Source organism: Alicyclobacillus sendaiensis NBRC 100866 (assembly GCF_001552675.1).
Lineage (GTDB): Bacteria > Bacillota > Bacilli > Alicyclobacillales > Alicyclobacillaceae > Alicyclobacillus > Alicyclobacillus sendaiensis.
Genome location: NZ_BCRQ01000014.1, coordinates 21130 through 35954, shown reverse-complemented (window position 1 = coordinate 35954; position 14825 = coordinate 21130). Strand labels below are relative to the sequence as shown.

14 protein-coding genes are annotated in these 14825 nt (G+C 64.8%); all 14 read left to right on the top strand.

Features of this window, described 5'->3' with window-relative positions; translation table 11 throughout:
• Positions 1–153: 153 nt before the first annotated feature.
• The 14 genes from veg (at position 154) to spoVT (ending at position 14671) form a co-directional block, all read left to right on the top strand.
• Positions 154–429 carry a biofilm formation stimulator Veg gene (gene veg / locus AS26_RS04500; protein ID WP_062306479.1) on the top strand — a complete coding sequence of 92 codons (276 nt, stop codon included), beginning with the start codon at positions 154–156 and terminating at the stop codon, positions 427–429.
• 201 nt (positions 430–630) lie between these two features.
• Complete coding sequence (locus tag AS26_RS04495; protein ID WP_169304837.1) at positions 631–816, top strand: small, acid-soluble spore protein, alpha/beta type; 186 nt, start codon at positions 631–633, stop codon at positions 814–816.
• Positions 817–927: 111 nt separating this feature from the next.
• Positions 928–1764, top strand: coding sequence for a cyanophycinase (locus AS26_RS04490; protein WP_062306476.1), 837 nt, complete (start codon positions 928–930; stop codon positions 1762–1764).
• A complete protein-coding gene (gene cphA / locus AS26_RS04485; RefSeq protein WP_062306474.1) occupies positions 1761–4406 on the top strand; it encodes a cyanophycin synthetase in 2646 nt (881 codons plus the stop codon). Before AS26_RS04490 ends, cphA begins: the two co-directional genes overlap by 4 nt.
• 55 nt (positions 4407–4461) lie before the next feature.
• Positions 4462–5340, top strand: coding sequence for a 4-(cytidine 5'-diphospho)-2-C-methyl-D-erythritol kinase (gene ispE / locus AS26_RS04480; RefSeq protein WP_062306471.1), 879 nt, complete (start codon positions 4462–4464; stop codon positions 5338–5340).
• Between the two features lie 11 nt (positions 5341–5351).
• Positions 5352–6179, top strand: coding sequence for a pur operon repressor (gene purR, locus AS26_RS04475; protein ID WP_062306469.1), 828 nt, complete (start codon positions 5352–5354; stop codon positions 6177–6179).
• A gap of 13 nt (positions 6180–6192) precedes the next feature.
• On the top strand, positions 6193–6570 hold the full coding sequence (locus AS26_RS04470; protein ID WP_062306468.1) for a RidA family protein: 378 nt from the start codon (positions 6193–6195) through the stop codon (positions 6568–6570).
• A 137-nt stretch (positions 6571–6707) separates the two neighbouring features.
• Positions 6708–7007 carry a septation regulator SpoVG gene (gene spoVG, locus AS26_RS04465; protein ID WP_062306465.1) on the top strand — a complete coding sequence of 100 codons (300 nt, stop codon included), beginning with the start codon at positions 6708–6710 and terminating at the stop codon, positions 7005–7007.
• Positions 7008–7155: 148 nt separating this feature from the next.
• Positions 7156–8568: a bifunctional UDP-N-acetylglucosamine diphosphorylase/glucosamine-1-phosphate N-acetyltransferase GlmU gene (gene glmU, locus AS26_RS04460; protein ID WP_062306455.1), complete on the top strand. Its 1413-nt coding sequence runs from the start codon at positions 7156–7158 to the stop codon at positions 8566–8568.
• Positions 8558–9502 (top strand): ribose-phosphate diphosphokinase, encoded by a 945-nt coding sequence (locus tag AS26_RS04455; RefSeq protein ID WP_062306453.1) that lies wholly within the window; start codon positions 8558–8560, stop codon positions 9500–9502. The genes glmU and AS26_RS04455 overlap by 11 nt, the downstream gene beginning before the upstream one ends.
• A gap of 13 nt (positions 9503–9515) precedes the next feature.
• The gene (gene pth / locus AS26_RS04450) at positions 9516–10091 is read left to right on the top strand and encodes an aminoacyl-tRNA hydrolase (RefSeq protein ID WP_062306451.1); all 576 of its coding nucleotides are present in this window, start codon (positions 9516–9518) and stop codon (positions 10089–10091) included.
• 72 nt (positions 10092–10163) lie between these two features.
• Entirely contained in the window at positions 10164–10427 is a 264-nt protein-coding gene (locus AS26_RS04445; protein WP_245629611.1) for an anti-sigma-F factor Fin, read from the top strand.
• A gap of 35 nt (positions 10428–10462) precedes the next feature.
• Entirely contained in the window at positions 10463–14014 is a 3552-nt protein-coding gene (gene mfd / locus AS26_RS04440) for a transcription-repair coupling factor (RefSeq protein ID WP_062306447.1), read from the top strand.
• A gap of 114 nt (positions 14015–14128) precedes the next feature.
• Entirely contained in the window at positions 14129–14671 is a 543-nt protein-coding gene (gene spoVT, locus AS26_RS04435) for a stage V sporulation protein T (protein ID WP_062306445.1), read from the top strand.
• Positions 14672–14825: the final 154 nt, after the last annotated feature.

The window sequence follows — 14825 nt, the reverse complement described above, 5'->3', positions numbered from 1 at the left end:
TGCCTCGTGGGCGCCGAATTCCGCCCTACTCGCTGCGGATCCCCGTAAAATACCCATTGACACCGAAAAACATGCGCTGATATAATCATCTGATTTCCTTGACACCCCGTTCCGTGCGGTGATATAATGAAGCGCGGAAAGAGGTGGTGTGTGTTGGCCAGGAATGCGCTCCACGAAATTAAGAAGAGTCTGGATGGACTCGTCGGTGAACGCGTGTTGCTCCGCGCAAACGGAGGCAGGCGCAAAACCATTGAGCGCTTCGGGGTTCTCGAAGAGACGTATCCGTCGGTGTTCGTCGTCAAGCTGGACCCGCCGGACGGATCGTTTGAGCGCGTCTCGTACAGCTACGCGGACGTGCTGACCGAGACCGTCGAGCTGATGCTGTGCAAGAAGGACGGGAACACCACCAAGTTCGTGGTCGAACACTGAACCTCGAAGATGGACCGGGGTCTCTGTGAGGACAGGCCTCGTCACATAGATGGAACAGGATGAAAATGTCCAGGGTGAGGCGAATGGCCTTGCCCTTTTTTGTGGTCGGTAAGGCCGGCACCCGCGGCGTGAAAGCCGCATAGAACACGCCCCTCCTGCGCATTGTAAGGGTGTCGCCTCTGACCCAGGGAGGGATTTGGCATGGCACGGCGCAGAAGCACCATGTCAGATGCGTTCAAGGTGGAACTGGCCAAGGAGCTCGGGTTCTACGACACGGTCCAGCGCGAAGGCTGGGGCGGGATCAAGGCGCGCGACGCCGGAAACATGGTGAAACGCGCCATCGAGATCGCAGAGCAAGCGTTGGCTGAGAAGTCCGGGCAGAGGTGACCGAGGGCGGCTGGGATCATCCCGGCCGCCCTTTGTTGGCGTTCGCATGTTGGCCACGTATTTCGGGAAGAGTAACTGGATGATCTGACCAATCTCTGGGAGGGCGTGCGATTGGGGCAGAAAGGACCTCTCGTCATCATCGGCGGCGCGGAGGACAAGGTGGGCGAATGCCGCATTTTGCGCCGATTTCTCGATCTCGGCGGCGGCAAACGCGCGCGGGTGCTCGTCATCACCGTGGCCACGAAAACCCCGGTCGAGGTGGGCGCGGAATACGTGGATGTGTTTCACCGCCTCGGGGTGGACGACGTGCGCACGTTCGACGTGTCCACCCGCGATGCCGCGAACCGCGACAGCGCGGTTCAGATGATTGCGCAGGCGACGTGCATTTTCTTCACGGGGGGAGAACAGGAGCGCATCACGAAGCTCCTGGGCGGAACGAAGGTGGATTCGGCGCTGCATGAGGCGCACCGGGGCGGCGTCGTGCTCGGCGGGACGAGCGCAGGCGCCTCCATGATGTCGAGCACCATGATTGTCGAGGGCGAGGGCGAGACCAATCCCCGCCCCTCTATTGTGCGCATGGCGCCCGGCATGGAGTTTCTCGAGGGTTGCGTGATCGATCAGCACTTTGCCCAGCGCGGCAGACTTGGCAGGCTGCTGTCCGCCGTGGCCCAGTACCCCCACCACCTGGGGCTCGGCATCGACGAAGACACGGCCGTCGTGGTGCACGAGGGGCAGGTGCTCGAGGTCATCGGCCGCGGCGCGGTGAGCGTCGTCGATGCAGGCGGCGCCACCTATTCCAACCTCGACCGCATTCGCCGGGACGAATCGCTGGCGCTTTGCGACGTGAAGCTGCACACGTTGCCGGAGGGCTGCGGGTTTTTGCTCCACGAGCGCAGGCCCATTCCCGACTTTCCACACTGGCTTCGCCAGAAGGAGCTATCCTCATGAACATCGTGCGCATTCGCTTCATCGAGGGGCCCAACATCTTCACGTACCGCCCCATTCTCCTGGCCCGGTTGGACCTCGGGCCGTATACAGGCAAAGAGAGCATCGACATCCCCGGATTCGGAGAGCGCCTCTTGCACCATTTTCCTGGTCTGCGTCAACACCACTGCGCCAAGGGCCGGCCGGGCGGCTTCATCGAGCGCCTGGAGGATGGCACCTATTTCGGCCACATCTGCGAACACGTGGCCATCGAAATCGGCCATCTCGCAGGCATTCCGGCCAACTACGGCAAGACCGTGTACGCGGGGCGGCCGGGGCTGTACGACGTGGCTATCGAGTGTGCGTCCTACCCCGCGCAGCGCCGCGCGCTCGAGGCCGCTCTCGACGTGGTGACCTCGCTCGCAGAAGGTCGCCATCCGGGAAATCTCGATGCCCTGATTCGGGAAATCGCGAGGCTGTACGAGGACGACCGCCTCGGCCCGAGCACGCAGGCCATCGTGGACGCGTGCCGGCGGCGCAACATCCCCGTCCGGCGACTGCAGGCGAGCTTCCTCGAGCTCGGCTACGGCGTGCACCGAAAGCGCATCGAGGCCACCCTCACCGACCGGACATCGTGCGTCGCGGCCGACATCGCGAGCGACAAGGCGCTGACCAAGCATCTGCTCGAAGAGGCAGGGCTCGCCGTGCCGCCGGGCGGGGTGGCGACGGACGAGGACGAGGCCGTTCTCCTCTGGCGCCACCTCGGCGGTCCCGCCGTCGTCAAGCCGCTCGACGCGCGCCAAGGGCAGGGCGTATCGCTGCGCCTCGAGTCCGACGCTGAGGTGCGCGCCGCATTTCGCGAGGCCAACCGGTACGCGCCGGAGGTCATTGTCGAGGCCTACGTGCCGGGCGAGAATGTGCGCGTGCTGGTCGTCGAAGGCCGCGCCGTCGCTGCGTCCGTGCGCGAGCCCGCGTACGTCGAGGGAGACGGCGTGCACACGGTCCGTGAACTGGTCGATCTCGTCAACCGCGATCCGCGCCGCGGCGAGGGCCACGAGAAGCCGCTGACCAAGATTGCCATTGACGAGATCGCGCGCCAAGTGCTTCTGCGCCAGGGTATGTCGCCCGAGTCCGTACCGCAAGCCGGCGAGCGGGTGGCGCTGCGCGAGAGCGCCAACCTCTCGACGGGCGGCGAGGCGCGCGACGTGACGGACGTGTTGCATCCCTCCTACTTGCGCATCGCCGAGCGGGCCGCCGAGGCCGTGGGGCTCGACGTGTGCGGCGTCGATCTCGTCGTCCCCTCGCTCACCGCACCCGCGGACACTGGCGGATGGGCGGTGATTGAGGTGAACGCTTGCCCCGGCATTCGCATGCACGAGCACCCGTCGAGCGGCTCGCCGCGCCGGGCTGCGGAAGCCATTGTGGAGTCCTTGTTTCCGGCCGGATCGGACGGCCGGATTCCCATCGTGTCCATCACGGGAACCAACGGCAAGACGACCACGGCGAGGCTCGTCGCCCACGGGTTCGCCCTCGCCGGGAAGACGGTCGGGCTCACGACCACCGGCGGCGTGTACATCGGGGGAGAGTGCGTGCTAAAGGGCGACACGACGGGGCCCAGGAGCGCGCGGCTTGTGCTCTCGAACCCGCGCGTCGAAGTGGCCGTGCTCGAGACGGCGCGCGGCGGGATTGTGCGCGGCGGGCTCGCCTACGATGTCGCGGACGTCGGGGTCATCACCAACCTGTCGCTCGATCACGTCGGCCAGGACGGGCTCGAGTCCATCGACGACATCGCCTTTGTGAAAGCGCTGGTCGGGGAGTGCGTCCGCGACGACGGCGCGGTGGTCCTGAACGCGGACGATCCCCGTGTCCTCGCCCTGGCGCCGCGCTTTCGCGCGCCGCTCGTGCTCGTGTCGCAGGTTCCGGAAAACCCGCACGTCGCGCGGCACGTGCAGGCAGGCGGCATGGCGGTGGTCATTTCGGACGGTGTGCTTTACGAATGGCAGGGCGGCGCGCAGCGGCCCATCCTCGCCGTCGAACAAATTCCTCTCTGCCTGGGCGGCCTCGCGCGCTTTCACGTCGAAAACGCGGCGTTGGCGGCGGCCGCCATGCGCGCGGCGGGGCTACCCGTATCCACCGTTGCCAAGGCGCTCGCGACGTTTTCTCCCGAGCAGAACGCCGGCAGGCTCGAGATGTACGTGCTCCCGAACGGCGCGCGCGTCGTGCTGGACTACGGCCATAACCCGGCCGGCTTCCGCGAGGTTGGGCGTTGGCTCCAGGCGCTCGCCTGTAGGCGCCGCGTCGGTGTGGTGGGTGTTCCGGGGGACCGGGCCAATCACGTCGTGGAGGAGGCGGGGCGTGCTCTCGCGCCGTGGTTCGACGAATTCATTGTGAAAGAGGACGCTGATTTGCGCGGGCGGGCGCCCGGCGAGATCGCGCGCCTCTTATCTTCGTCCATTTTGAGGGCGTGTCCGGACAAAAAGGTAGCGGTGATCCTGGACGAGCGAGAGGCCACACACATCGCCGCGCGGGGGCTCGGGCCGGAGGACATCGCCTGCGTGTTTTACGAGCGGCTCACGCCGCTCAAGGAGGCGCTTGAGGAGCTCGGCGCACGGCCGTGGCACAAGGTTGTGGCGGAAGCCGCGGGCGAGCGGCTCGCCATGCTGTGATCCTTGACAATGTCTTGCCGCCTCGGCATGCTAATCCTAGTCGAGGTGGGGCGCTTTGTTGTTTCAACGCGCGTACGCGAAGATCAACCTGACCCTGGATGTCCTTGGGCGCCGCGACGACGGCTATCACGAGGTCGACATGGTCATGCAGACGGTGGACCTGTCGGATGTCATCTGGCTTGAGGCGCGAGACGACGGCGAGATCACCATGGAGAGCACGTCGTCCTCGGTGCCAATGGACGAGCGGAACCTGTGCGTGCAGGCAGCGCAGGCGTTCAAGCGCCGCACGGGCTTTCCGGGTGGCGTGCACATTCAGCTGGAAAAGCACATTCCTGTCGCCGCGGGGCTCGCCGGCGGGTCGAGCGACGCCGCGGCTGTTTTGCGCGGGCTAAATCAGTTGGCAGGCGCGGGGCTCTCCTTGGACGAACTCGCGGACATCGGCGCGGAGGTGGGATCCGATGTCCCCTACTGCGTCCATGGCGGGCTCGCCATCGCGCGCGGGCGGGGCGAACGCGTGACGCGCTATCCGCACGTCCCGGCCATGTATGCGGTGCTGTTGCACCCGCGCCTCTTCGTCTCAACTGCGGACGTCTACCGCGGCCTTGAACCTTCCGATTTCAGCTCGTCCCCGCGCAGCGAGGAGATGGTGCGCTGCCTGGCGGAAGGGGACCACGAGCGGGCGGTTGCGCTCGTGCACAACGCCCTGGAGCGCGTCACCCTCAGCCTTTATCCGGAGCTGCGGGCGCTCAAGGAGCGGGTGACCTCCATCGCGCAGCGGCCTGTGCACATGTCAGGGTCGGGGCCCACGATGTTCGTGCTGACGCCGGTTCATACCCACGCGCAGCGGCTGTACAACGCGCTCCGGGGTATCATGAAAGACGTATACGTGTGCCGGTTTGTGGGCGGCTACGCCCAAGCACACGCGCGCAGCTAAGGAGGCGGGCCATGCAGCGGCATGAACGGCTCATCCGGCTGACCCGCCGGCTCCTCGAGCGCCCCATGGCGCCCATTGGCATCTCAGCGCTGGCCGAGGCGTGGGGCGTGGCCAAGTCCACGCTGAGCGAGGACGTGCAGCTCGTCCGCGAAGTGCTCGCCGATGACGGCGCCGGCAGGGTGGAGACGCTCGTCGGGGCTCAAGGCGGCGTGCGCTTTGTGCCCCAGGTGGATCGGGAGCGCGCCGAAGCCTTTCTGTGGGATGTTGCGCGCCGGCTCGCCTCGCCGGATCGCGTCATCGCGGGCGAGTTCCTGTATGCGTCGGATGTGTTGGGCGATCCGGACGTGATCGACACGGCGGGCGCCATGGTGGCGAGCCGATTCGCCCACGCGGGCGTCGAGGTGGTGGTGACGGTCGAGACGAAGGGGATCCCGCTCGCCGCGAGCGCCGCGAGGTACCTGCACGCGCCGCTCGCGATCGTCCGGCGCGAGCAGCGCGTGACCGAGGGCGCATCGCTCACAACGCACTACGTGTCCGGGTCGGCGAAGCGCATTCAGACCATGTCCTTGAGCACCCGGCTCGTCCCGCGGGGCGCCCGGGCGCTCATCGTGGACGACTTCATGCGCGCGGGAGCCACGGCCCGGGCGGTGGCCGAGCTCATTGGCGAGTTTGGCGGCGAGGTCTGCGGCACGGCGGTCTTTATGGCCACGTCGCAGCCCGCGCAGAAGATGGTCGCGGATTACGTGGCGCTCATCGAGGTAGGCCCGGTGCGAGAGAGCGGTTTTGAGGTTCGCCCCAATCTCGGCGCGCTGGCTTGGCGCGCTACCCATGTCGATTGAGGAGGTCTTGTCCATGCAGATCATTCACACGGATCAGGCGCCGAAGGCCATCGGCCCGTATTCTCAAGCGGTCCAGGTGGACCGATTCGTGTACACCTCCGGCCAAATTCCGCTCACGCCTGACGGCGAGATGGTGCAGGGCGGCGTGAAGGAGCAGGTGGAGCAGGTGTTCCGCAACCTGGACGCGGTGCTCACGGCGGCGGGCGCGCGGCGCAATCAGGTCGTCAAGGCCACCATCTTCATGACGGATCTCGCCGAATTCCAGGTGGTCAACGAGGCGTGCGAGGCGTTCTTCGGCAGCCATAAGCCTGCTCGCTCGACGGTGCAGGTGGCGGCGCTTCCACGCGGCGCCAAGGTCGAGATCGAGCTCGTCGCCTACCTAGGTGAATGAGCGCCAAGCGGAAACAGAGAACGAGGTCGAATTTTTGAAAAAATGATGACGGTCCGTGCAGGAGTTTGCCGCCCGGATGTTGAATTGGTCGTGCAAGACAGATGTGACCAATTCGCGACATCAGGGTGGTGAAGAGGGTGCAGATCACCGATGTAAGGCTTCGCCGGGTATCGAGTGAAGGCCGCATGAGGGCGATCGCGTCCATTACCATCGACAGCGAGTTCGTCGTCCACGACATCCGCGTGATCGATGGCAACAACGGCATGTTTGTCGCGATGCCGAGCAAGAAGACGCCGGACGGCGAGTTTCGGGATATTGCGCATCCCATTTCGTCGGCCACGCGCCAGAAGATCCAGGAGGCCGTCCTCGCGGCGTACTATCGCGCGCAGGAGGCGGAAGCCGAGAACTCGCAGCCGCTTCGCGACTCGGCCATGTGAAGCTTGTGTGAAAAGTCCCTGGCGAAAGTCAGGGCTTTTTTGTGATCGCGGGCCTGTCAAATTGAAATGCACCCCCCCATCGGGTACACTTTGGGGCGACAAGATTTGTGGGAGCGCAAATACACGGCGCGCTCGGAGGAGATATTGCATGGCGCAAACCGCTGTCGTGCTGGCCGCGGGGCACGGCACACGCATGAAATCACAGACCCACAAGGTGCTGCACCCGGTATGCGGGAAGCCCATGATTCACCACCTGTTGGACAGCCTCCGCGAGGCGGGGATGGGGCAAGTCGTGGTGGTGGTAGGACAACATCGGGAACAGGTAGAGGCATCCATTCGCGGCCGCGCGCAAATCGCGGTCCAGGAGAAGCAGCTCGGTACCGCAGACGCCGTACGGGCGGCGCTGCCGCTCGTCCCTTCCGATACAGAGACGGTGGTCGTCTTATACGGGGACGCCCCGCTCATTCGGCCGGAGACCATTTTGCACCTCATGCGGCTGCGCGAGGAGAACCGCGCAGCCTGCGTCGTGCTTGCGGCGGAAGTCGCGAATCCGAAGGGGCTCGGCCGCGTCTTTTTGAATGAGCGCGGCGAGATCGAGCGCATCGTCGAGGAGAAGGATGCGACGCCGGAGGAGCGCGCGCACAGGCTCATCAACACGGGGATCTACGCGTTTCGGCGGGACGCGCTGGAAGCGGCCCTGCGCGAGGTCAAGAACGACAACGCGCAGGGGGAATATTACCTGACGGACACGGCGCTCATTCTCTCTCGCCGCGGCGAGCGCGTCATCGCCCACATCGCGGAGGACGAAGACGAGATTGCGAGCGTGAACAATCGCGCGGAGCTCGCGCGCGTCGAGGCCATCTGCAGGCGCCGCATCCTCACCCGCTGGATGATGGAAGGGGTCACGGTGGTGGATCCGAGCGCCACGTACATCGAGGCGGACGTGGAGCTCGCGCCGGACGTCACGTTGCTCCCGGGCACGATGCTCGCGGGCCGCACGCGCATCGCGACGGGCGCGGTCATCGGGCCGCACACGCGGCTCGTGGACACCGTCGTCCGCGAGGGCGCGCGCGTGCAGTACACGGTGGCGGTCGAGGCGGTCATCGGCGAGAATGCCGAAGTCGGGCCGTTTGCGTACCTGCGCCCCGGCGCGGAGATTGGGCGGCGGGTGAAGATTGGCGACTTCGTCGAGGTAAAAAACAGCCGCATTGGCGATGACACCAAGGTGAGCCACCTGGCGTACGTGGGCGACGCCGACGTGGGCCAAAATGTCAACGTCGGCTGCGGGGCCATCACCGTCAACTACGATGGCGAGCACAAGCATCGCACGGTTATCGGCGATGACAGCTTCATCGGCTCGAACGTGAACCTCATCGCGCCGGTGACCATCGGCAAGGGCGCGTACGTCGTCGCCGGCACGACGGTCACCGAGGACGTCGGCGACGACGGCTTTGCCATTGGCCGCGTCCCCCAGACCACGAAGCCGAACTACGTCCGGGCGTGGAAGGCGCGCAGGCAGAATCGGAATCCGGAGAAGGGCGGGAACCATTGTGGCCATTGACGCCGACTTGAAGCTCGTCACGGGAAATGCCAATCCGACATTGGCGCAGGAAATTGCCGACTACATCGGAGTCCCGCTGGCGGACTGCCAAGTCGGGCGGTTTTCGGACGGCGAGGTCCGTATCCGCCTGGGCGAGAGCGTGCGCGGCGCAAACGTGTTCATCATTCAACCCACGAGCCAGCCAGTCAACGAGCACCTGATGGAACTGCTCATCCTGATGGACGCGGTCAAGCGCGCCTCGGCCCGCACCATCAACGTCGTGATTCCGTACTATGGGTATGCGCGCCAGGATCGCAAAGCCCGCGCGCGCGATCCCATCACGGCGAAGCTCGTCGCCAATCTCCTGCAGACGGCCGGCGCGAGCCGCGTCATCTCGATGGACCTTCACGCCGGCCAGATCCAGGGCTTCTTCGACATTCCGGTGGATCACCTCATCGGAATGCCCATCCTGGCGGACTACTTTCTGGACAAGCAAATTGAGAACCCGGTGGTGGTGTCGCCGGACATGGGCGGCGTCACGCGCGCGCGCGCGTTTGCGGAGCGGCTCGGCGCGCCGCTCGCCATCATCGACAAGCGGCGTCCGGACGCGAACGTGGCCCAGGTGATGAACATCATCGGCGACATCGAGGGCAAGACCGCCATCCTCATCGACGACATGATTGACACCGCGGGGACCATCACCGCGGGCGCGGCGGAGCTCTTGAAGCGGGGGGCGCGCGGCGTGTACGCGTGCTGCATTCACCCGGTGCTCTCGGGACAAGGCGTGGAGCGCCTGCAGAACTCCGCCATCGAAGAGGTGGTCGTCACCAACACCATTGCGCTGCCCGAGCACAAGCGGATCGACAAAATCAAGGTGCTGTCGGTGGCGGAACTCATCGCGGAGGCCATCATCCGCGTGCACACGCAGCGCTCCGTGAGTCAGCTGTTCGACTGAGGAGAGACGGATCTTGAAAGTCATCGTGGGACTCGGAAATCCGGGGCGCGAATACGAGCGCACTCGGCACAACGCCGGGTTCATGGCCATCGACATCTTGGCAGAAAAGCTCGCGGTGCGCGTGGATCAGGCCGACTTCCACGCGCTCGTCGGCGACCTGCGCTACGCGGGTGAGAAAGTTCTGTTGGTGAAGCCGCACACGTATATGAACGTAAGCGGCCTTTCCGTGGGTGAGATTGTCCGCTATTATCGGATCGATCCGGCCGAGGACCTCATGGTCCTCTACGACGACATGGACTTTCCGCCGGGCGTCGTGCGCCTGAAGGCGCAGGGGTCGGCGGGCGGTCACAACGGCGTCAAGTCCATCATCGAGTCGCTCGGCACGGAGAAGTTTGGGCGCGTGCGCATCGGCATCGGCCGGCCTCCGAAAGGCGCGCCGATTGTGCCGTACGTGCTGGGAGCGTTTTCACCGGAGGAAGCGCCGCTCGTCCGCCGGGCGCTCGAGACGGCCGCGGAAGCCGCGCTCTACGCTGTCGAACGCGGGTTTGCCGAGGCCATGACTCGTTACAACGCGGCGGCGAGGGCTTGACGCGCCGCCGCGAGCGGTGGAGGTATGGGAAGCGCATCTCGTCTCCATACTATGGGGAGACTTGTCTGACCCATGTCTGACAAAGGGGCGATCCCGATGCGCTTCGAATACGTCTGCCGCTACTGCAGACAGAAAATTGGGGCGGTGGAGGCGCCGCACTGGTCGCTCGGCGACGCGATGGAGCGGCTTGGCTTGCACCATCTCGAGCCGGAACACCAGTGGGACGTCATCCGGCCCAGAGACAACCAGTTTGAGATCCAGACCGTATGCGACGCCTGTGAGCAGGCCGTCGCCATGCATCCCGAGCTGCTGTTGGAAGGAAGTATCATACAATAAATCCAGGTACATGCGTGTGCTGGGAGGGGGAAAAGGTGAAGGGTCTCGTCGAACTTATGGCCGCGGACGGGGCGCTTTCGTCCTTCGCGGACGGGATAGGGCCGCGGCGAAACGACATGCTCATCACGGGTGTGACCGGCGCCGGCCGGCAGCTCGTCATGGCGGCCTTGTACCACCTCCGCAACCGCCGTCTCCCAGAGTCGATGATCGTGGTGACGCACACGGCCAGTCACGCGCAGACCATCTGGGAGGACTTGAAGGAGTACCTGCCGGATGCGCGCGTCTACCTGTATCCCGAGCGCGACAACGCGCTCGTCGATTACCTGGCCTCGTCGTCCGACGTGCTGGCGGATCGGCTGCAGGTCCTAGAGGCCCTCGCGCAGGAGGGCCCTGTTGTCGTGGTCACCACCCTGCTCGCGGCCTGGCAGCCGGTGACGAAGCGGAATCACTTTCTCCACTCGCGGGTGCGCCTTGCGGTGGGAGAGACCAAGCCCATCGACGACGTGGTGGCGCAGCTCGTCCGCGGTGGTTACGAGCGCGTGAACCTCGTGGAGAGCCGCGGCCAATTCAGCGTTCGCGGCGGCATCCTCGATGTGTATCCGCTCGACCACGATTTGCCGTACCGCATCGAGTGGTTTGACACGGACATCGACTCCATCCGCACGTTCGATCCGGCCACGCAGCGCTCTCAGGACAAGCGGGACGCCGTGTCGTTTGGCCCCGCGTTTGACCTGATGCTGCCGCAACCCGTCGCGGACAAGGTGGCGGATGAACTCGAGGTGCGGCTCGAAGCCAGGCTGAAGACGGTGACGGACGCGGCGCTCAGGGATCGGCTGGAGCAGTCCATCACTGCCGACATCCGCAAGCTGCGACAGGGTCAGCCGTTTGCCGGCGTGGCGCGTTATCAGCTTCTGTACCCGGATCACGCGGACACCTTGTTCGATCACGTCCCGCAGCCCGCGTTCGTCTGCTTCGACGAGACGGCGCGCATCCTGGAGCGGGCGGAGGTGCTCGAGAAGGAGTTTCGCGAGTGGCTGTCCGGCGCCATCATGCGGGGCGAGGTGCTCTCGGGCACGGTCGACGCCATTCACTACGAGGCGAAATTTCAGGAGTTGAATCGGCCGAAGGTCCACTTTGCGACGTTTGCGCACACGAGGGGCAGCCAGCGCTACCAGCAGGTGCTCAACATCTCCGCGCGCAGCATGCAGAATTTCCACGGGCAGATAAACGTGCTGAAGCAGGAGCTCGCGCGCTGGGAGAAGGCGCACACGCAGGTGGTGTTTGCGGCCGCGACCAAGGAGCGGGCGGATCACCTCGCGCGCGTGTTGGACGACTACCGCATCCAGGCGGACCAGGTGGAGGTCTTCACGCCGGGATCGAAAGTGCCGCAGATCGTCGTGGCCAACCTGTCGAGCGGGTTTGAGTTGCCCATGCACCGCATCGCCGTGATCGTCGAGAGCGAGGTGTTCACGGCGAAGCGCAAGCATCGCCAGACGCGGGCGCAGGTGTCCGACGCAGAGCGCATCCGGAGCTACCAGGAGCTGAACGTCGGCGACTACGTGGTGCATGTGAATCACGGCATCGGCCGCTACATGGGCATCAAGACGCTCGAGGTGGACGGACGGCGCAACGACTATTTGTACTTGAGCTATGCGGGCGGCGACAGCCTGTACGTGCCGGTGGATCAGATCGACCAGATCCAGCGCTACATCGGATCGGGCGAGAAGGAGCCGAAGCTGCACAGCCTGGGGTCGAGCGAATGGCAGAAGACGAAAAACCGCGTCAAGAAGTCGGTGCGCGACATCGCGGGGGATCTCCTCAAGCTCTACGCGAAGCGCGAGGCGACGCCCGGTCACGCGTTCTCGCCCGACACGCCCTGGCAGGCGGACTTTGAAAACATGTTCCCGTACGAGGAGACGCCGGATCAGCTTCGCGCCATCGCGGAGATCAAGCGGGACATGGAGAAGCCGCGCCCGATGGATCGGCTCCTGTGCGGCGACGTGGGCTACGGCAAGACCGAGGTGGCGATGCGCGCGGCGTTCAAGGCCGTCATGGACGGCAAACAGGTGGCGGTGCTGGTGCCGACGACGGTCCTCGCCCAGCAGCACTACGAGACGTTCAAGGAGCGGTTCGCTGGATTCCCCGTGAAGATTGAGATGCTGAGCCGCTTTCGGACGCGCAAGGAGACGCAGGAGGTGTTGAAGGGCCTCAAGGAGGGGACCATCGACATCGTCATCGGCACGCACCGGCTGTTGCAGAACTCGGTGCAGTTCAAGGACCTGGGGCTGCTCATCGTCGACGAGGAGCAGCGCTTTGGCGTGACGCACAAGGAGAAGCTGAAGCAGCTGCGCGCCAACGTCGATTGTCTGACGCTCACCGCGACGCCCATCCCGCGAACCCTGCACATGTCCATGCTCGGCGTGCGCGATTTGTCCATCATCGAGACGCCGCCCGAAAACCGGTTTCCGGTGCAGACGTACGTCGTGGAGTACAACGAGGGCCTGGTCAAAGAGGCCATTGAGCGCGAACTCGCCCGCGGCGGACAGGTGTACTTCGTGTACAACGACGTCCAGACCATTCACCGCATGGCCGAGCGCGTCCAGTCGCTCGTGCCCGACGCGCGCGTGAGCGTGGCGCACGGCCAGATGGCGGAGGCGGAGCTCGAGCGCGTGATGCTCGACTTTCTGGAGGGCGAGTACGATGTGCTCGTCACCACCACCATCATCGAGACGGGGCTCGACATTCCGAACGTGAACACCTTGATTGTGTACGACGCCGACAAATTCGGCCTCTCGCAGCTGTATCAGCTGCGCGGCCGCGTGGGCCGGTCCAACCGGATTGCGTACGCATATTTCACCTACCAGCCGGCCAAGGTGCTGTCGGAGGTCGCGGAAAAGCGGCTGGCGGCCATCAAGGAGTTCACCGAGCTCGGCAGCGGCTTCAAGATCGCCATGCGCGACTTGTCCATCCGCGGCGCGGGTAACCTGCTCGGCGCCGAGCAGCACGGCTTCATCAACTCGGTCGGCTTCGACATGTACACGGAACTTCTGCAGCAGGCCATCCGCGAACTCCGCGGCGAGCAGCTGGAGAAGCCCGTGGAACCGACCATCGACGTGCCGGTCGAGGCGTATATTCCGGACAGCTATATCTCCGATCCGTCGCAGAAGGTCGCCATGTACAAGCGGTTCCGGGCCATCCAGGCCGTGTCCGAGGCGGACGATCTCGAGGACGAGCTCATCGACCGCTACGGCGATCCGCCCCAGGAAGTGCGCAATCTGCTCGACGTGACGAGGCTCAAGAGCCTCGCGATGCAGGCGCACGCGGATCACATCGCCACCCAGGGCGCCGACACGACGATCCGGTTCCCGAACGAGAAGCAAGCGCCCGTCGAATATCCGAAGCTCCTGTCCATGGCGGTCAAGCACAAGGCGCAGGTCACCTCGCGGCCGAACGGCATGGTGTTCGTGGCGTTCCGCACGAAGGGCCTGGAGGGGGACGAGATCGTCCGGAAGCTCATCGCCTTCTTGGCCGACTACCTGGAGATGATCCGGCAGTCGAAAAAGCAGGAAGAGGTGGCGGGCGTCTGAGCCCGCCGGGGCGGCCCTCATGGCTTGGTTGGTGCATAGAGGATCTGGGCGAGTCGCATAATACAGTCACGTCGGATTCCGTTGCGCCAAACTTCATGAGGGTGAGGGATCTTTTTGAAAGCCACAGGCATCGTGCGGAGAATTGATGATCTCGGTCGCGTGGTGATTCCGAAGGAAATTCGACGGACGTTGCGCATTCGCGAAGGCGATCCCTTAGAGATATTCGTGGACCGCGACGGCGAGGTCATCCTGAAGAAGTATTCGCCCATCGGTGAGCTTGGGGACTTTGCGAAGGAGTACGCCGATTCGCTGGCCGAAAACACGGGGCATATCGCAATGATTGCCGATCGCGACGTGATCATCGCCGTGTCAGGGGCGCAGAAGAAGGAGTTTCTGGACAAGCCTGTGAGCGAAGACGTCGAACAGGCCATGGAAGAGCGGAAGACGGTGCACAATTCGACGGCAGGGGAGTACGCCATCGTGCGGGACCGCCCAGAGCGGTTCGGCGCGCGCGTCATCGCGCCCATCATCGCTGCGGGCGATCCGATTGGTGCGGTCATCCTCGCCACCCGCGACGAGAGCGTGCGGATGGGAGAGACCGAGGTCAAGCTGGCGGAAACGGCCGCCGCCTTTTTGGGGAAACAAATGGAGCAATGAACAAGTGCCATCCATAAAATAACATACCTTCATGAGGTGTGCAAGTGCGACTCGGATGCATGGGTGCCATCGATGCCAGTCTGGGCCGGCTCTCTCGCGCCGCCAACGGTCTCCCGCGCTGAGGGATCCAGAGGGGTGCGGGAGGCCGTTTTTG